Annotated in this window: 15 protein-coding genes; 9 read left to right on the top strand and 6 right to left on the bottom strand. The window is 63.1% G+C overall.

Annotated elements, in window-relative coordinates:
• Window positions 1-100: 100 nt before the first annotated feature.
• From CKW35_RS09410 to edd, 5 genes are all read right to left on the bottom strand, one after another.
• Entirely contained in the window at window positions 101-1,351 is a 1,251-nt protein-coding gene (locus CKW35_RS09410) for an AGE family epimerase/isomerase (RefSeq protein ID WP_070086494.1), read from the bottom strand.
• A gap of 229 nt (window positions 1,352-1,580) precedes the next feature.
• Entirely contained in the window at window positions 1,581-3,035 is a 1,455-nt protein-coding gene (locus CKW35_RS09415; protein ID WP_016485091.1) for an ATP-binding protein, read from the bottom strand.
• The gene (gene gltR, locus CKW35_RS09420; protein WP_016485090.1) at window positions 3,016-3,741 is read right to left on the bottom strand and encodes a two-component system response regulator GltR; all 726 of its coding nucleotides are present in this window, start codon (window positions 3,739-3,741) and stop codon (window positions 3,016-3,018) included. Before gltR ends, CKW35_RS09415 begins: the two co-directional genes overlap by 20 nt.
• A gap of 129 nt (window positions 3,742-3,870) precedes the next feature.
• Window positions 3,871-4,833: a glucokinase gene (locus CKW35_RS09425; protein ID WP_060517591.1), complete on the bottom strand. Its 963-nt coding sequence runs from the start codon at window positions 4,831-4,833 to the stop codon at window positions 3,871-3,873.
• Window positions 4,830-6,656, bottom strand: coding sequence for a phosphogluconate dehydratase (gene edd, locus CKW35_RS09430; RefSeq protein WP_016485088.1), 1,827 nt, complete (start codon window positions 6,654-6,656; stop codon window positions 4,830-4,832). The genes CKW35_RS09425 and edd overlap by 4 nt, the downstream gene beginning before the upstream one ends.
• 264 nt (window positions 6,657-6,920) lie before the next feature.
• Here edd and gap point away from each other — a divergent pair, with 264 nt between their 5' ends.
• The 6 genes from gap to CKW35_RS09460 all read left to right on the top strand — a co-directional run bounded on the left by gap (window position 6,921) and on the right by CKW35_RS09460 (window position 13,847).
• Complete coding sequence (gap, locus tag CKW35_RS09435; RefSeq protein ID WP_016485087.1) at window positions 6,921-7,922, top strand: type I glyceraldehyde-3-phosphate dehydrogenase; 1,002 nt, start codon at window positions 6,921-6,923, stop codon at window positions 7,920-7,922.
• A 381-nt stretch (window positions 7,923-8,303) separates the two neighbouring features.
• On the top strand, window positions 8,304-8,816 hold the full coding sequence (locus CKW35_RS09440) for an RNA polymerase sigma factor (protein ID WP_003255059.1): 513 nt from the start codon (window positions 8,304-8,306) through the stop codon (window positions 8,814-8,816).
• An 88-nt stretch (window positions 8,817-8,904) separates the two neighbouring features.
• Window positions 8,905-9,867 carry a FecR domain-containing protein gene (locus tag CKW35_RS09445; RefSeq protein ID WP_016485086.1) on the top strand — a complete coding sequence of 321 codons (963 nt, stop codon included), beginning with the start codon at window positions 8,905-8,907 and terminating at the stop codon, window positions 9,865-9,867.
• 126 nt (window positions 9,868-9,993) lie between these two features.
• Window positions 9,994-12,582 (top strand): TonB-dependent receptor, encoded by a 2,589-nt coding sequence (locus CKW35_RS09450; protein ID WP_024717626.1) that lies wholly within the window; start codon window positions 9,994-9,996, stop codon window positions 12,580-12,582.
• Between the two features lie 203 nt (window positions 12,583-12,785).
• Window positions 12,786-13,379 carry a biliverdin-producing heme oxygenase gene (locus tag CKW35_RS09455; RefSeq protein WP_095115781.1) on the top strand — a complete coding sequence of 198 codons (594 nt, stop codon included), beginning with the start codon at window positions 12,786-12,788 and terminating at the stop codon, window positions 13,377-13,379.
• A 54-nt stretch (window positions 13,380-13,433) separates the two neighbouring features.
• A complete protein-coding gene (locus CKW35_RS09460) occupies window positions 13,434-13,847 on the top strand; it encodes a YbaN family protein (protein ID WP_016485083.1) in 414 nt (137 codons plus the stop codon).
• On the opposite strand, the gene arcD (CKW35_RS09465) is transcribed toward CKW35_RS09460, so the two are convergent.
• A complete protein-coding gene (gene arcD, locus CKW35_RS09465) occupies window positions 13,827-15,254 on the bottom strand; it encodes an arginine-ornithine antiporter (protein ID WP_016485082.1) in 1,428 nt (475 codons plus the stop codon). The genes CKW35_RS09460 and arcD (CKW35_RS09465) overlap by 21 nt on opposite strands.
• 71 nt (window positions 15,255-15,325) lie before the next feature.
• Between arcD (CKW35_RS09465) and CKW35_RS27820 the strand changes: the two genes are divergently transcribed.
• The 3 genes from CKW35_RS27820 to arcA all read left to right on the top strand — a co-directional run bounded on the left by CKW35_RS27820 (window position 15,326) and on the right by arcA (window position 18,410).
• The gene (locus CKW35_RS27820) at window positions 15,326-15,616 is read left to right on the top strand and encodes a hypothetical protein (protein ID WP_134792734.1); all 291 of its coding nucleotides are present in this window, start codon (window positions 15,326-15,328) and stop codon (window positions 15,614-15,616) included.
• A 70-nt stretch (window positions 15,617-15,686) separates the two neighbouring features.
• Window positions 15,687-17,114: an arginine-ornithine antiporter gene (gene arcD / locus CKW35_RS09470; protein ID WP_016485081.1), complete on the top strand. Its 1,428-nt coding sequence runs from the start codon at window positions 15,687-15,689 to the stop codon at window positions 17,112-17,114.
• Window positions 17,115-17,147: 33 nt separating this feature from the next.
• Window positions 17,148-18,410 (top strand): arginine deiminase, encoded by a 1,263-nt coding sequence (gene arcA / locus CKW35_RS09475; protein WP_016485080.1) that lies wholly within the window; start codon window positions 17,148-17,150, stop codon window positions 18,408-18,410.
• Window positions 18,411-18,420: the final 10 nt, after the last annotated feature.

The raw sequence follows: 18,420 nt of genomic DNA on the forward strand, positions 1-18,420 counted from the left end.
GCACCTTTCTTGTTGTTATGCCGTGCAAGTCGATCGCTTGCGTTGCATGAAGTCTAAACAGCGTGCCCGCCTCGTCAGGTAACGAAGCGATGCGCGAATGTCATCGTCTGGTTACATTGGCGGCGAGGTTGCTGGCCAGGCTGGATGCCAGCGGCAAGCCTGGCAGCAACAGCGCCTGGTAGGCGTGATAGAGGTCTGGCTTGCCCGGCCAGATGGTCCCGGCCGGCTGGTTGGTTGCATCGAGTTCGTGGTGCCAGCTGCCGCCATGGGTATCGATAAAGTGGCTGGCGATGAAATCCCAGCCGTTGCGGTACCACTGCTCGTAATGCGCCTCGCCGGTGCGCTGCAAGAGCGCTGCGGCGGCGGCGCAGGCCTCGGCGTGCACCCAGTGCAGGCGCGCATGCACTACGGGCTGCCCGGCCCAGTCCAGGGTGTAGACATAACCGGGCGCGCCATCGACCTTCCAGGCCTGCTGGCAGGCTGTGTCGAACAGGGCCCGAGCGCTATCCGCCAGCCACTGCGGCGCCTGCAGGCCGGCCCGGTCGAGGCTGGCCTCCAGGTGCAGCAGCAGCCGCGCCCACTCAAGGGCGTGCCCGGGCGTGGTGCCATAAGGCCGGAAGTGGTCGGCCGGATGCTCAATGTTGTAGTGCGGCAGTGGCTGCCAGAGCGCGTCGAAATGCTCGATGACCCGGTAGCCGTTGGCCGCGGCGTGGGTATGAATGATACGTTCGGCGATGCGCAGGGCGCGCTTCAGCCACAGGCTGTTGCCGGTGACGTCTGCCAAGGCCAGAAAAGCCTCGGTCGCGTGCATGTTGCTATTGGCGCCACGGTACGGCTCGGGCAGTTGCCAGGCGCGGGAGAAGGTTTCCCGCAGGGCGCCTTCTTCTTCGCTCCAGAAATGCGCTTCGATCACCTGGATTGCGTCAGCCAACAGCGCGGGGGCATCGACCGCGCCCGCCACCACTGCCGAGCTGGCGGCCAGGGCGACAAAAGCATGCAGGTAAGCCGCCTTGCCACTGTCGTCGTGGCCACCGGGGTGGGCGAACCAACCGCCGTAGCTGGCATCCTGCATGGCACCGCGCAAAGCGGCCACGCCGTGTGCGACGTAGTCCAGGCAGCCGGGCATGCCCTGCAGGTGAGCCAGGGCGAAGCAGTGGGTCATGCGAGCAGTGTTCATGGTTTCGGCGCAGGCGCCGGGCGCTAACCGCCCCTCGGCGTCCAGGTTGCCGAAGCCGTCGGGCAGTTTCGCGGCCTTGGCGAAGGCCAGCAGGCGCTGTGCTTCGGCCAGGCGCCAGGCAGCATGGGCCGGGGCGTTGAGCCAGCTGCTGGAAGGCAGGTTGGAGGTGTTCATGAGCCAGCTTGATCCTTGCCAGTCGTGTGCGAATTCTAGCCAACCGGTTTGGCCGGCAGGTCACGAAGCAGGCCAGGATTGTCACGGGGCAGTGACATCTATGTGGCCTGCAATGGCCCGATCGCCGGCAAGCCAGCTGCCACAAAGACCCTAGAACTTTCAAGGTTTACGCTGTATCTGTGGGGGCTGGCTTGCCGGCGATAGGGCTCGAACTGCCACCACCAACAACTCAGTCCTGCCCCCGCGGCAGATACAGGGTCACCCGCAACCCGCCTTCGCGCAGGTTGAGCAAGCTCACCTCGCCGCCGTGGCTGTGGGCAATGTTGCGCGCAATCCCCAATCCCAGCCCATAGCCCTGCTGCTGTCCGGCCAGCCGAAAATGCGGCTCGAACACTTGCTCAAGCTGCTGCTGCGGTACGCCCGGCCCCTGGTCGTCCACCTGCAGCACAAAACCTTCGGCACTGTCGATGATGCGCAGCCGCGCCTGCTCGCCGTACTTGATGGCGTTGTCGACCAGGTTGCCGATGCAGCGCCGCAGCGCCAGCGGCTTGCCTGGGTAAGGCGCCAGCGCCCGGCCGTCGACCGTGATGCGGCCATCACGCAGATAAGGCTCTGCCAGAATCTCCAGCACATGGTTAAGGTCGACCGGCTCGATGTTTTCGTGGATATCGGTGTCCTTCACGCACTGCAACGCCCCTTTGACCAGTAGCTCCAGCTCGTCCAGATCCTGGCTGAACTTGGCCTGCAGGCGCTCGTCCTCCAGCAGTTCGACACGCAGACGCAGGCGGGTGATCGGCGTGCGCAGGTCGTGGGAGATGGCACTGAATAGCTGGCTACGCTCGGTCAGGTAGCGGCTGATGCGCTCGCGCATGCTGTTGAATGCCCGGCTGACTTCCACCACTTCGCTCCCCCCTCCTTCAACCACCGGCGCCACATCGGCACCCAGCGACATCTCCCGGGCAGCGCGCGCCAGGCGCTTGAGCGGCCAGCTCTGCCAGTGCACCAACAACCCGATGAACAACAGCAGCAAGGCGGTGGTGAGCACGATGAAACCGATCTGCTGCCGTGGCAGGCGTTCGGCCTCAAGGCTGGTATAGGGCTCGGGCAGCAGCGAGGCAATGTACAGCCACTCGCCCTCGTCCAGGCGAATCTGCGTCACCAGCACCGGCGGGTTGAGCGGCTCCAGTGTCAATGAGTAATGCGCCCAGGAGCGTGGCAGCTCGTCGAGTTTCAGGCCGCTGTTGAAAATGCGCAGGTCGTCAGGCCCGACGAATTCGACAGAAATGTCCATTTGCGAACCCAGGCGCTCGTGCAGTACCTGCTGGAATACCTCGATCACCGCCTGCTTGCGTGCAGTGATGGGCAGCACCGGCATGTCCAGCGGCTTGACGTTGAGCGAGACGAAAAAGCGCGTGCCGCCCATGCTGCGCAACTGGTCGAGCACCATGGGCCGGTAGGCCACCGGCAACGAGCGGAAGTAACTGACACTGGCGCTCATCGAATGGGCCAGGCTGCTGGCGCTCGCACGCAGACCCTGCAGTTGGCTGGCACGCAACTGGGCCACCCAGATGATGCTCGACAAGCCTTGGGCCAAGAGCACTACCAGCAAGGTCAGCAGCAGCATGCGCCCCAGCAGTGAGCGCGGCAGCAGGCGCCAGCGCCGCTCAGGGCGCACTGCAGACATGTGCCGCCAACAGGTAGCCACTGCCGCGCACCGTGCGGATCAGCCGGGGGGGCTTGTCGGTATCGCGCAGGCGCTGACGCAGGCGGCTGACCGCCATGTCGACGATGCGGTCCAGCGGCATTGGCTCGCGGCCACGGGTGGCGTTGCCGATGGTGTCGCGGTCGAGAATCTGCTGCGGATGGTCGAGGAACAGTTTGAGCAGGGCGAAGTCGGCACCAGACAGAATCACCTCTTCACCGTCGTGATGGAACAGACGGTGACTGACCGTGTCCAGCCGCCAGTCGTCGAAGGCCAGCACCGCGCTGCCTGGCGCCGACAGGCCGAACTCGGCGCGGCGCAACAAGGCCTTGATCCGCGCTTGCAGCTCGCGAGGGCTGAACGGTTTGCCCAGGTAGTCGTCAGCGCCCAGTTCCAGGCCGATGACACGGTCGGCTTCGTCGGAGCTGGCGGTGAGCATGATAATGGGCACCCGCGCCTGGCGCGGGTGCTGGCGTACCCAGCGGCACAGGCTGAAACCGTCTTCGTCGGGCAGCATGACGTCGAGGATGACCAGGTCGCAGGGGGTGGTTTCCAGGGCGCGGCGAAAGCCCTTTCCATCGGCTTCGGCATGCACCTGGAAGCCGGAGCGGCTCAGGTAGGTTTGCAGCAGTTCGCGGATTTCCTGGTCGTCGTCGACCATCAGGATCGATTTGCCGGCAGTGCTCAAGGTGGTCCTTCCTCTTGTTAGTTACAGGTCTTGGTTGCCTGTTATTGGGGCCGCTTCGCGCCCCATCGCGGCACAAGGCCGCTCCTACAGGGACCGCGCTGTGCCGGAACTATCAGCGGCCCTTTACACTTATCTGTGGTCCAAGGCCTGCTGCAAGGCCACACCGGAGCCCAGCAAGCCGGAAAACTCTGCGGTTACCAGCCACACAGGCACGCCAGCGAAATAGCCACTCATGCAGCCCTTGTCGGCAAAACTCGCGGCAAACCCGCTACGCAGGAACAGTTCGGCAAAGCGGGGAATGACGCCGCCGACAATATAGACCCCGCCTCGCGCGCCCAGCGTGAGCACGTTGTTACCCGCCACGCGCCCAAGGAAGCGGCAGAACTGCTCGACCACCGCCAGCGCCCTTGGCTCACCGCCCAGCGCGGCTTCGGTAATCTGTGCCGGGGTCTTGTGTCGGGGTGTGTCGCCATCCAGCGCACAGATCGCCTGGTACAGCCGCACCAGGCCACCACCGCTGAGCACGGTCTCGGCACTGACATGGCCGATCTGGCCGTGGATCTGCTGATGGATGGCCGCTTCGCGCGCATTGCCCACCGGCAGGTCGACATGCCCGCCCTCCCCCGGCAAGGCCTGCCAGTGCTGTTCGCCAAGGCGCAGCAACGAGCCCACGCCCAGGCCAGTCCCTGGCCCGATCACCAACGCAGGCCGCGAAGGGTCAGCCTGACCAGGGCACACCTCGCGAAATTCCCCATCGCGCAGGCGGGTCATGCCCAGCGCCATGGCGGTAAAATCGTTGATCAGCAACAACCGGTCGACCTGCAAGGTCTTGCAAAAAGCCGTACGGCTCAAACGCCAATGGTTGTTGGTAAAGCGAAATTCATCGCCATCGACCGGCCCGGCTACCGCCAGGCATACAGCCGCCAAGCCGCCGCGGGCTATGCCCTGGCCTTCGAGGTAAGCCTCGATGGCCTGCTCCGGGCTGGTGTAGTCCGCAGTGGCAAAAACGTTGACCTCATGCAGCTGGTTGTCACGCCACAACGCAAAACGGGCATTGGTGCCGCCAATGTCGCCAACCAGCAGGTCTTTCATTTAAGGTTCTCCAGGGCCGAGGTAAAGGCACTCGCGCCCTGCTCTGCCGGGCTGAACGCCATGCGCATGAAGCCGAACAGCTCGCGCCCGCAGCCCAGGTCATTGCCCTGGGGCACCGGCGGCAGGTCGCGGCTGGCCAGTTCTTCGGCCGATACCATTACCCGCAGTGTGCCTTCGACACCATCGACCCGCACGATATCACCATCGCGCACGCGCGCCAGCGGGCCGCCATCATAAGCCTCGGGGCAAACGTGGATGGCCGCCGGGATCTTGCCCGAGGCGCCGGACATGCGCCCGTCGGTAACCAGCGCCACCTTGTAGCCTCGGTCCTGCAAAACACCGAGGAAGGGCGTGAGCTTGTGCAGTTCGGGCATGCCGTTGCAACGTGGGCCCTGGAAGCGCACCACGGCAACAAAGTCACGCTCCAGCTCACCGGCCTTGAACGCGTCGGCGAGCGACTGCTGGTCATGGAACACCAGCGCGGGGGCCTCGACCACCTGATGTTCGGGGGCGACGGCGGAAACCTTCATCACGCCACGGCCCAGGTTGCCTTCCATCACCCGCAGGCCGCCTTCAGCCGAGAATGGCCGCGCCACCGGGCGCAGGATGCTTTCGTCCAGGCTTTGTTGCGGCCCCTCGCGCCACACCAGCTTGCCATTGTCGAGGAACGGCTCTTGGGTGTAGCGGCGCAGGCCGGGGCCGGCCACGGTGTTGACGTCTTCGTGCAGCAGCCCGGCATCCAGCAGTTCGCGGATCAGGAAGGCCATGCCCCCGGCGGCCTGGAAGTGATTGATGTCGGCCTTGCCATTGGGGTAGACGTGGGACAGGGTCGGCACCACTTCGGAGAGGTCGGCCATGTCCTGCCAGGTCAGCTGGATACCTGCTGCCTGGGCAATCGCCGGGATGTGCAGGGTGTGGTTGGTCGAGCCGCCCGTGGCGTGCAGGGCAACGATGGAGTTGACCAGTGCCTTTTCGTCGACGATTTCACCCAGCGGCATGAAACTGCCGCTGGCCTTGGTCATGCGCGTCACCTGCTGCGCGGCGTGCGCTGTAAGTGCGTCGCGCAGCGGCGTGTACGGGTTGACGAACGAGGCGCCCGGCAGGTGCAGGCCCATCACCTCCATCACCAACTGGTTGGTGTTGGCGGTGCCGTAGAAGGTGCAGGTACCCGGGCTGTGATAGGAGTTCATCTCCGACTCCAGCAGCTCCTCACGGCTGGCCTTGCCTTCCGCATAGCGCTGGCGCACGTCGGCCTTCTGCTTGTTGGAAATGCCGGAAACCATCGGCCCGCCCGGCACGAAGATGGTCGGCAGGTGGCCGAAACGCAGCGCCCCCATCATCAGGCCTGGGACAATCTTGTCGCAGATGCCCAGCATCAGCGCGGCATCGAACATGTTGTGCGACAACGCGACCGCCGTGGACATGGCAATCACTTCACGGCTGGCGATGGCCAGCTCCATGCCCGGCTCACCCTGGGTCACGCCGTCGCACATGGCCGGCACGCCGCCGGCGAACTGGCCGACCGAACCGACCTCGCGCAGGGCCTGCTTGATCTGCTCCGGGAAGTGCAGATACGGCTGGTGGGCAGACAGCATGTCGTTATAAGCCGAGACGATGGCCACGTTGGCCGCGTTCATCAGGCGCAGAGTCTGCTTGTCCTCGCTGCCGCAACCGGCCACGCCATGGGCGAAGTTGGCACACTGCAGGCTGGCACGCATGGGGCCTTCACTGGCCGCGCCGCGAATCAGTTGCAGGTAGCGTTCGCGGGTGGCACGGCTGCGGTCGATCAGCCGTTGGGTGACCTCAAGGATGCGCGGATGCATGTACTGGACTCCAGGCTAATTGTAAGGGCGGTTTACCGGGCATTTCCCCTCCAAACGATTGCGGCCTAGGCTCAAGGCAAGGAGCCTGCTGCATCGGTGGAGGCACAACGCCCAACCACTCGTTGTATGTTTAAACAAAATACTGCCACTAAAAAGGCTTGTTTTCTATCAGCCAGTGAATAATCTTGTAATTCCAACAACAAAACCGTTTCAGTGAAGCTCCTTTTTGCCACAGGTTTCACTCGGACTGCCAGAGGTACTGCCATGACCCTACGCATCGCGATCAATGGATTCGGCCGCATCGGGCGCAACGTCCTGCGCGCACTGTATACCCAAGGCTACCGCCAGGACCTGCAGGTCGTCGCCATCAACGACCTGGGCGACAGCGCCATGAATGCCCACCTGCTCAAATACGACAGCGTGCATGGCACGTTCGAGGCCACAGTCGAGGCCGACCACGAAAGCCTCACGGTCAATGGTGACCGTATCGCCGTCAGTGCCATCCGCAACCCGGCCGACCTGCCCTGGAAGGCCGAAGCGATCGACGTGGTGTTCGAGTGCACAGGGCTGTTCACCGACCGTGCCAAAGCCGCTGCCCACCTGACCGCCGGGGCGGGCAAGGTGATTGTCTCGGCGCCGGCCAAAGGCGCCGATGCCACCGTGGTCTACGGGGTCAACCATGACATCCTGCGGGCCTCGCATCAGGTCATTTCCAACGCCTCCTGCACCACCAACTGCCTGGCGCCGATCGCCCAGGTGCTGCACCGCGAGTTCGGCATCGAGCAAGGCCTGATGACCACCATTCACGCCTATACCAACGACCAGGTGCTGACCGACATGTACCACAGCGACCCGTACCGGGCGCGGTCGGCCACGCAGTCGATGATCCCCAGCAAGACCGGCGCCGCCGAAGCCGTGGGCCTTGTGCTGCCGGAGCTGGCGGGCAAGCTGACCGGCATGGCAGTGCGGGTACCGGTGATCAACGTGTCGCTGGTGGACCTCACCGTCAACCTCAAGCGCGAGGCGACGGCCGAGCAGGTCAACCAGCTGTTCCTTGAAGCCAGCCGGCATTCCAAGGTATTGGGGTACAACGCGTTGCCATTGGTTTCCTGCGATTTCAACCACAACCCGCTGTCGTCGATTTTCGATGCCAACCATACCCGGGCCAACGGGCGCATGCTCAAGGTGCTGGCGTGGTATGACAACGAGTGGGCGTTCAGCAACCGCATGCTGGATAACTGCCTGGCGTTGTGCCAGGCCCGTTGAGCCGGACACAGCATCTTCATCGCTTATGAGATCGAGCGCCGCCCGCGCGGCGCTTCGCGGGACAAGCCCGCTCCCACATTTGTTTCGGGCCAATCAATCCTGATCCATGGCGCGCGGTCCCTTGTTTGTCCCCTTCGATGTCGCGTCGTGCACCAAGGGGTACGCGCGCTAATTGCACAGGCATGACTGGCCCGAAACAAATGTGGGAGCGGGCTTGTCCCGCGAAGCGCCGCGCGGGCGGCGCTCGATCTCAAAAGCACAGGGTATCCATCGCCATACACACGTCACTCACAATCTTTACCATTTCCTAACACATCCACACTTGACCAACGGCACGGATGATAAGCATTATCATTAACCTTTCGTCGGCCAGGTCCCCCTGTGAGTCAGTCCCGGTTCAACTCCGTCTTCCTCGTCCAGCGCCTTACCCTGTTGCGCACCTTGCAGCGCATGGTCGGCAACCCCAGCACGGCCGAAGACCTGCTGCAGGAAACCTACCTGCGGGTGTCGCGCGCCTTGGGCGAACGGCCCATCGAGCACATCGAGCCGTTCGTGTTCCAGACCGCGCGCAACCTGGCACTGGACCACTTGCGCGCACGCCGGGTACAGGCGCGCATGCTGGTCGACGACGTGCCCGACGAAGTGCTGCACAGCGTGGCCGCCCCCGCCACCAGCAGCGAGGATGCCGCCCATGCCGAGCAGCTGCTCAAGCACCTGAGCGTCAGCCTCAACCAGCTGAGTGAACGCCAGCAGCGCATTTTCATCCTCAGCCGCCTGCACGGCGCCACCTACCTGGAAATTGCCGAACAACTCAGTGTTTCGCCCAGTACGGTGCAAAAGGAACTGAAACTGATCATGGCGATCTGCATGGGTGTTGCCGAACGCCTCAAGTAAGCTGACCGCCGGCGAACGGCGACGCAAAGCCCTTGCCACACCCCGTCTTAGCCTTGATCATTCGCAAAAAACCATTCAAGGATTTACCGTGACCGACAGCCCTGCCCCTCGCCCGTCACCTGCCGGGCCTAGTGCCCGTGCGCGTGCCATGGACGAGGCGCTGGACTGGCTGGTGCGCCTGCAATGCGCCAATACCGAGGACACCCTGGCTTTTGAAGCCTGGCTGAGCGCTGCGCCGGAAAACGCCGAGGCCTATGTCGAAGCAGAGGCGCTGTGGAACGGTATGCCGTTGCACCAGGCAGCCACGCAGATGCACCAGCAGCAACGCCGCTCATGGCGCGGGCGCCTGCGCAGCCACTGGAAACCCCTGGCCACCGCAGCAGTGCTGCTGGTCGGGCTGTTCACCGTCGGCAACCTGCCCACACGCTTGCAGGCCGACCACCTGACCGTGGTGGGCGAGCGCCAGCGCCTGCAACTGGAAGACGGCGCAAAAGTCCTGCTCAACACCAACTCGGCATTTGCCAGCGACCACCGTGACGGCCGCCAGATCGCCCGCCTGCTGCAGGGTGAGGCCTACTTCCAGATACCCGACGGCGCACAGCTGCCACTTGAGGTAGAGGCCGGGCCGTTGCGCGCACAGGTGCGCGATACCGACTTTGCCGTGCGCTACCTCGACGGCGAGGCCCAGGTACGGGTACAACGCGGCGATGTCGACCTGCAAGGGGCACGCGACCAACGCATTCGCCTGAGTGCCGGGGATAGCATCAGCGTCGGCCCCCAAGGCTTCGGCCAGCGCCAACGCGCCGACTTGCAAAAGGACCTGGCCTGGGTCGACGGCCGCCTGGTGTTCGAGAACTGCCCGCTCAGCCAGGTACTGGCTGAAGTGCGTCGCTACTACCCAGGCTGGATCATCAACCGCAATGCGCAGCTGGAAGACGTTGCAGTCACCGGCAACTACCGCCTTGACCAGCCGTTGGAAACCCTGCGCGCACTGGCCCACATCACCTCGGCACAGCTGCATGAGTACCCTGCGCTGGTGATTCTGAACTGACCCCGAAATTATTTTTACGCGATCGCCCTGCCCCGCCCGTCTCGTTATAGCCAATGCAACTGATTCTTGTTTGAAAACGAGAACAGCAATCACCTATAACAGTCCGCGCATCAGGGAGCGCTTTCGATGTCCACTGGTCCTACCCGCTCGTACACCCTTCCCCGCCGAACCGGGCAACTGTCCCTGTTGACCCTGGCCCTGCTCGCCAGCGGTGCCTGCAGCCTGCCGGTGCTGGCCGCCGAACCGGCCCGCGCCAGTAGCCCGCGTATGGGTGATTACCGCTTCAGCATCGGCCAGCAACCGCTGGTATCGGCAATCAATGCCTTCAGTCAGGTCACCGGCTGGCAGGTCGGTTTCAGCGCCGAGCTGGCTGACGGCGTGGCTTCGCCGGGCGTGCAAGGCTCGCTGCCAGCAGATGCCGCCCTCAAGCGCCTGCTGCAGGGTACCGGGCTGGGTTTTCGCAAGATCAGCAACGGCAACGTGATCCTCGAACGTCAGACCGGCGGCAACGTGATCGCCCTGCAACAGGTGACCGTCAGCGCCACACGTAGCGCCCAGGACGTCAGCCAGGTGCCGAGCACTGTCAGCGTACAGACCCGCGAGCAACTGGACCGGCAGAACGTCAACAGCATCCAGGACCTGGTGCGCTACGAGCCGGGTGTGTCGGTGGCCGGTACCGGCCAGCGCAGCGGCCTGAACGGCTACAACATCCGTGGTATCGACGGCGAGCGGATCCTCACCCAGGTCGACGGTGTGTCGATCCCGGACAGCTTCTTCTACGGCCCCTACGCACAGACCCAACGCAACTACGTCGACCCGGAAATCGTCAAGCGTGTGGAAATCCTCCGCGGTCCGGCCTCGGTGCTGTACGGCAGCAACGCCATCGGCGGCGCTGTGAGCTACTTCACCCTCGACCCCGACGACATCATCAAGCCCGGGAAGGACGTGGGTGCACGGTTGAAGACCGGCTACAGCTCGGCCGACGAAAGCTGGCTCACCTCCGCCACCGTCGCCGGCCGCGAGGGTGATTTCGATGGCCTGCTGCACCTGAGCCAGCGCAACGGCCACGAGACCGAAACCCATGGCGGCCACAGCGGTGCCGGCCTGTCGCGCACCGAAGCCAACCCGATGGACGTGCGCACCACCAACGTGCTGGCCAAGCTTGGCTGGAACTACGACGACGACGCCCGCCTGGGCTTCACCTACGAGCGCTACAAGGATGACCGCGACCAGAACATCCTTAGCGCGGTGGGCGGGCCGTTCATTCCGGGCTTTGGTGGCATGGGCTATTACAAGGCGCGCAGTGGCAACGACACCATTACCCGCGAGCGCTATGGCATCAACCATGAGTTCGGCCTGGATTCGCTGGTCGCTGACCACGTCAAGTGGAGCCTCAACTACCAGATCGCCAAGACCGACCAGCACACCGAAGAAGTCTACGCACCGCCTGGCCGCCAGGTACTGCGCACGCGTGACACAACCTACAAAGACCGCCAGTGGGTATTCGATGCCCAGCTGGACAAGGCCTTCAGCATCGGCGCCACCGACCACCTGCTGACCTATGGCACCACCATCAAGCACGAGAAAATCACTGGCTCGCGCAGCGGCACGGGCACCTGCCTGGCCGTGGGCTCCGGTTGCTCCGCCGCCGGCGCCGAACGCCCGGCAGACGGCCAGGTTCTGGTCAGTGACTTCCCGGACCCGACCGTGAACACCTACAGCCTGTTCGTGCAGGACGAGATCCGCTGGAATAACTGGACCTTCATGCCCGGCGCGCGCTACGACTACACGCGCATGGAACCCAAGTTCACCGACGAATTCTTGCGTGGCCTGGAGTCCACCGGCACAGCGCCCACCTCCCAGGACGACTCGGACAAGAAGTGGCACCGCGTCTCGCCCAAGTTCGGCCTGACCTACGCCTTCAACGACAACTACACCTGGTATGGTCAGTATGCCGAAGGCTTCCGCACCCCGACCGCCAAGTCCATGTACGGGAAGTTCGTGAACCTTGAGGAAGGTTATCGCGTAGAAGGCAACCCAGGCCTGGAACCGGAAAAGAGCAAGAGCTACGAAACCGGCCTGCGTGGCAACTTCGACGCGGGTAACTTCGACGTGGCGGTGTTCTACAACAAGTACCGCGACTTCATCGACGAAGATGCGGTGCAAAGCGCCAACCTGGAACAAACCTTCCAGGCCAACAACATCAAGCACGCCACCATCAAGGGTGCCGAGGTCAAGGGCCGCCTGAACCTCGACCGCTTCGGCGCGCCACAAGGCCTGTATACCCAGGGTTCGATTGCCTACACCTATGGCCGTAACGATGACACCGGTGAACCGCTGAACACCGTCAACCCACTGAAGGGCGTGTTTGGCCTCGGTTACGAGCAGCAAAACTACGGTGGCCTGCTGAGCTGGACACTGGTCAAGCGCAAGACCCGCGTCGACGACTCCAGCTTCTACTCGCCAGATGGTGCGAGCTCGAAGTTCCGCACCCCGGGCTACGGTGTGCTGGACCTGACCGGCTACTACAAGGTCACCGACGACGTGACCATCAACGCCGGCCTGTACAACCTCACCGACAAGAAGTACTGGCAGTGGGATTCGGTGCGCAGCTACGACGGCCAGGGTGAAGCGGCTGTGACCCAGCCAGCCAACATCGACCGCCTGACCATGCCGGGGCGCAACTTCGGTATCAATGTGGTTTGGGATATCTGATCCCTTACGCCTGTACCGGCCCCTTCGCGGGCGCGCCCGCTCCCACAGAAACATCATAGGTCCACGGCCTGCGTTGAACCTGTGGGAGCGGGCGCGCCCGCGAAGAGGCCGGTACAGACAACACTACAACCCAGTTTTTTTACTGTCCCGCCGCCGCTGTTTCGTCTTGTATCTAAACGCCCCTCTTTCCAAGGACTGCCCCCATGACCGAACGCCCAGCCCTGCGCTCCCAGCGCCTGAACCAGATCACCCACGCCCCGCACGCAGAGCTGGATGCCCTGGTCAAATCCCACGCGCCTTTCGACAGCCGCGAAAGCTTCGCCCGCTTCGTCGTTGCCCAGTACCTGTTCCAGTCCGAGCTGCAAGCCCTGTACAACGATCCGCAGCTGATCGCCATCGTTCCCGATCTGGCCGAGCGCTGCCGTGCCGAGCAGGCACGCCTGGACCTCGCAGACCTGGACACCGAAGTGCCAGCCGCCGTGCCGGGCGCCCTGGTCAACCCGAGCCTGGGCGAGGCAATGGGCTGGATCTTCGTCTCTGAAGGCTCCAAACTGGGCGCTGCGTTTCTGATCAAGCGTGCCGTGGCCCTGGAACTGTCTGACAGCTTTGGTGCCCGCCACCTGGATGAGCCGGCCGGTGGCCGTGCCGAGGGCTGGAAACAGTTCACTCGCATCCTCGATAGCCTTGAGCTGTCGGCTGAGGAGGAAGCCGCTGCCGAGCGCGGTGCAGTGGCCGCCTTCGAGCGGTTCACCGAGCTGCTCAAACATGCCTATGCTGCGGATACCGCGCTGGTCTGATACGCCGAATCCGGCCACCCTACCGGTGGCCAAACCGCTTTTTGCAGTGAGACCATGACCCGACCTGCCCGCTCGAAGATCGCCCGCCTGTTGTACGGAATCCTGGCCTACGTGAGCCTGGGGGTGGGCTTGGTCGCGATCGTCATTCCCGGCTTGCCGACCACCGAATTCATCCTGCTGGCCGCCTGGGCGGCGACCCGCAGTTCGCCGCGCCTTTCTGCCTGGCTGGAGAACCACCGGCTGTTCGGGCCAATCCTTTACAACTGGCGCAATGGCAAGGTGATCCAGCGCCGTGCCAAGGTCAGCGCCACCATCAGCATGCTGCTGTGTGCGGGGCTGATGCTGACGTTTCTGCAACACCACTGGCCGGTGTTTCTGGCAATCGGCGGCATGACCCTGGGCAACCTGTGGATCTGGTCACGCCCGGAGCACGCCTGCCCCGCCCCGTCACAAGCTCAGCAACCCTGAATACAGGGCATAGGCCGCAAGCCCTGCGCCCGCCAGCACTGCGGCGAAAATCAGCTTTTCCCAAGTGGTGAACAAGGCCTGGCCCTGCTCATGCTTGGCCCTGGCAAACAGGATCACGCCGGGGGCATACAGCAGCGCCGACAGCAGCAGGTACTTGAGCCCGCCGGCATACAACAGCCACACGGCATACAGCAAGGCAACCAGCGCTACCAGCAAGTCCTTGCGCCGCAACCCCGGCTGCCCGGTATAGGTTTCTGCCCGTACCGCCAGCAGCAAGGCATACGCCGCCGACCACAGGTAGGGTACCAGGATCATCGACGAGGCCAGGTAGATCAGGCTGGTGTAGGTACCGGCAGAGAACAGCGTAATCAGCAGGAAGCCCTGGATCATGCAGTTGGTCAGCCACAGGGCGTTAGCGGGCACATGGTTGGCGTTTTCCTTGGCCAGAAAGCGCGGCATGGTCTTGTCCCGTGCCGTGGCGAACAGGATCTCGGCACACAGCAGCGCCCACGACAGCAACGCACCCAGCAGCGAAACCGCCAGCCCGAGGCTGATCAGCAAGGCACCCCAAGGGCCGACGATGTGCTCCAGCACCGAGGCCAGCGACGGGTTCTGCAACCCGGCCAGTTCCGGCTGGGTCATCACCCCCAGCGACAGCACGTTGACCAGCACCAGCAGCGCCAGCACACCGAGAAACCCGATGACGGTGGCCTTGCCCACATCCGAGCGACGCGCGGCGCGGCCGGAGTACACACTGGCGCCTTCGATGCCGATGAACACGAATACGGTCACCAGCATCATGTTGCGCACCTGCTCCAGCACGCCGCCGAACTGCGGGTTGCTCATGCCCCAGATGTCACGGGTGAAGATATCGGCACGAAAGGCGAACGCCGCAATCACCACGAACATCAGCAGCGGCACCACCTTGGCCACGGTGGTCACCTGGTTGATGAACGCGGCCTCCTTGATGCCGCGCAGCACCAGAAAATGCACCGACCACAGCAGCAGCGAGGCACAGCCGATGGCGACCGGCGTATTGCCTTCACCGAATACCGGAAAGTAGAAGCCCAGGGTGCTGAACAGCAGTACGAAATAGCCGACATTGCCCAGCCAGGCGCTGATCCAGTAGCCCCAGGCCGAAGAGAAGCCCATGTAGTCGCCGAAACCCGCCTTGGCATAGGCATACACCCCGGAGTCCAGTTCCGGCTTGCGGTTGGCCAGGGTCTGGAACACAAACGCCAGGGCCAGCATGCCAACGGCGGTGATGCACCAGCCGATCAGCACCGCCCCGACATCGGCACGCGCTGCCATATTCTGCGGCAGCGAGAAGATCCCGCCACCGATCATCGAGCCGACCACCAGCGCGATCAGCGCGCCCAGGCGCAGCTTCTGTCCCGGTTCGCTCATGCATCCCCCATTTTTCGCGCTGTCATACCATTGAAACAGCCTCGCCGGCCATATATGAGTGGTTACTTATAATGGAACAGGCCAATCAAGCTATAGCACTCATAACTGCATTGTCTATGTACGTGGCATTAAAAACCAGCAGTTGCAAGGCCGCGGGGAAAGTTCCTGATAAAACTCAAAATGCTTGTGAAAAATTTGCGAAACCCACAAAACCGGCTAGTTTCAAGCATCGCAGGCTGAGCAGAGCGATTGCTCTAGAAAGACATGGAGGTGCCAGCGCGCAAGGCTTGCAGCTTAAGCTGTCGGCACTCTCCAGGAGCACCCGTGAAGGAAATTTCCTACTTCACGGCGCCTTAAACTGACACAAGTCAGCAAACGGCAACGGCGTCAGATTTATGCTGACGTCAACTTTCTCCTGGCAGGAGTTGTTAAATGTCTGATTCATCTGGAAAACTGAAGCTCGGCGCGTTAGTTGCACTTGTCGTCGGCTCCATGATTGGCGGCGGGATCTTTTCGCTGCCGCAGAACATGGCCGCCAGCGCAGGGGTTGGTGCCGTACTGATTGGCTGGGGCATCACCGCGGTCGGCATGCTGACCCTGGCGTTTGTGTTCCAGACCCTGGCCAACCGCAAGCCTGACCTGGATGGCGGGGTGTATGCCTACGCCAAGGCCGGTTTCGGTGACTACATGGGCTTCTCTTCGGCCTGGGGGTACTGGATCAGTGCCTGGCTGGGTAACGTCGGCTACTTTGTGCTGTTGTTCAGCACCTTGGGCTACTTCTTCCCGATCTTCGGTGAAGGCAACACGCCGGCCGCCATCATTGGCGCATCGATCCTGTTGTGGGCGGTGCACTTCCTGGTGCTGCGCGGCATCAAGGAGGCGGCGTTCATCAACCTGGTCACCACCGTGGCCAAAGTCGTACCGCTGGTGCTGTTCGCCCTGATCTGCCTGTTCGCCTTCAGGCTCGACATCTTCACCGCTGACATCTGGGCCGTAGGCACACCGGAGCTTGGCAGCGTGATGAACCAGGTGCGCAACATGATGCTGGTCACCGTGTGGGTGTTCATCGGCATCGAGGGCGCGAGCATCTTCTCGTCCCGGGCGGAAAAACGCTCTGACGTGGGCAAGGCCACGGTCATCGGCTTTGTCACCGTGCTGCTGTTCCTGGTGCTGGTGAACGTGCTGTCGCTGGGCATCATGACCCAACCGGAACTGGCCAAGCTGCAGAACCCGTCGATGGCTGCCGTACTGGAGCATGTGGTCGGCCACTGGGGCGCGGTGCTGATCAGCGTCGGCCTGATCATCTCGCTGTTGGGGGCGCTGCTGTCGTGGGTACTGCTGTGTGCCGAGATCATGTTCGCCGCCGCCAAGGACCACACCATGCCGGAGTTCCTGCGCCGCGAAAACGCCAACCAGGTCCCGGCCAACGCCCTGTGGCTGACCAATGCCATGGTGCAGATCTTCCTGGTAATCACGCTGTTCTCCAACAGCACCTACCTGTCGCTGATCTACCTCGCCACCTCGATGATCCTGGTGCCCTACCTGTGGTCGGCAGCCTATGCGTTCCTGCTGGCACTGCGCAGCGAAACCTACGAGCAGGCCCTGGCCGAACGCAAGAAAGACCTGATCATCGGCGGCATCGCCCTGCTGTACGCCATCTGGCTGCTGTACGCCGGCGGCGTGAAATACCTGCTGCTCTCGGCCCTGCTCTACGCACCTGGGGCGATCTTGTTCGCCAAAGCCAAGCGTGAAGTTGGCCAACCCATCTTCACCAACGTGGAAAAACTGATCTTCGCAGCCGTGGTCATCGGCGCCCTGGTGGCAGCTTATGGCCTGTACGACGGCTTCCTGACCCTTTGACCCACGTCTTCGTTCAATTGGAGGAATGAAACCATGTCCGCTGAAAAACAGAAGTACGGTGTCCACTCCGAAGCCGGCAAACTGCGCAAAGTGATGGTTTGCTCGCCGGGCCTGGCGCACAAGCGCCTGACGCCGAGCAACTGTGACGAGCTGCTGTTCGACGATGTGATCTGGGTCGACCAGGCCAAGCGTGACCATTTCGACTTCGTCACCAAAATGCGCGAGCGCGGCGTGGATGTGCTGGAAATGCACAACCTGCTGACCGACATCGTGCAGCAACCCGAAGCCCTCAAGTGGATCCTTGACCGCAAGATTACCTCTGACACCGTGGGTGTCGGCCTGACCAACGAGGTGCGCAGCTGGCTCGAAGGGCTGGAGCCACGCCACCTGGCGGAGTTCCTGATTGGCGGCGTGGCGGGCCAGGACCTTCCAGTCAGCGAAGGCGCCGAAGTGATCAAGATGTACAACAAGTACCTGGGCCACTCCAGCTTCATTCTGCCGCCGCTGCCCAACACTCAGTTCACCCGTGACACCACCTGCTGGATCTATGGTGGCGTGACGCTCAACCCGATGTACTGGCCTGCGCGACGTCAGGAAACCCTGCTGACCACCGCCATCTACAAGTTCCACAAGGAATTCACCGGCGCCGACTTCCAGGTGTGGTACGGCGACCCGGACAAGGATCACGGTAACGCCACCCTCGAGGGCGGCGACGTGATGCCGGTCGGCAAGGGCATCGTGCTGATCGGCATGGGTGAGCGCACTTCGCGCCATGCCATCGGCCAACTGGCTCAGAACCTGTTCGAGAAGGGCGCGGCCGAGAAAATCATCGTCGCTGGCCTGCCGAAGTCCCGCGCGGCGATGCACCTGGACACCGTGTTCAGCTTCTGCGACCGCGACCTGGTAACGGTATTCCCGGAGGTGGTGAAAGAGATCAAGCCATTCATCATCACCCCAGATTCCAGCAAGCCCTATGGCATGAACATCGCGCCGCAGGATGCCTCGTTCCTCGAGGTGGTATCCGAGCAGTTGCTGGGCAAGAAAGACAAGCTGCGGGTGGTCGAGACTGGCGGCAACAGCTTTGCCGCCGAGCGCGAACAATGGGATGACGGCAACAACGTGGTGGCCCTCGAGCCGGGCGTGGTCATCGGCTACGACCGCAACACCTACACCAACACCCTGCTGCGCAAGGCCGGTATCGAGGTCATCACCATCAGCGCCGGCGAACTGGGCCGGGGCCGGGGCGGCGGCCACTGCATGACCTGCCCGATTGTGCGTGACCCGATCGATTACTAACGACCATTGC

Origin of the sequence: Pseudomonas sp. Irchel 3F3 (genome assembly GCF_900187545.1) — a bacterium.
Taxonomy (GTDB): domain Bacteria; phylum Pseudomonadota; class Gammaproteobacteria; order Pseudomonadales; family Pseudomonadaceae; genus Aquipseudomonas; species Aquipseudomonas fortuita.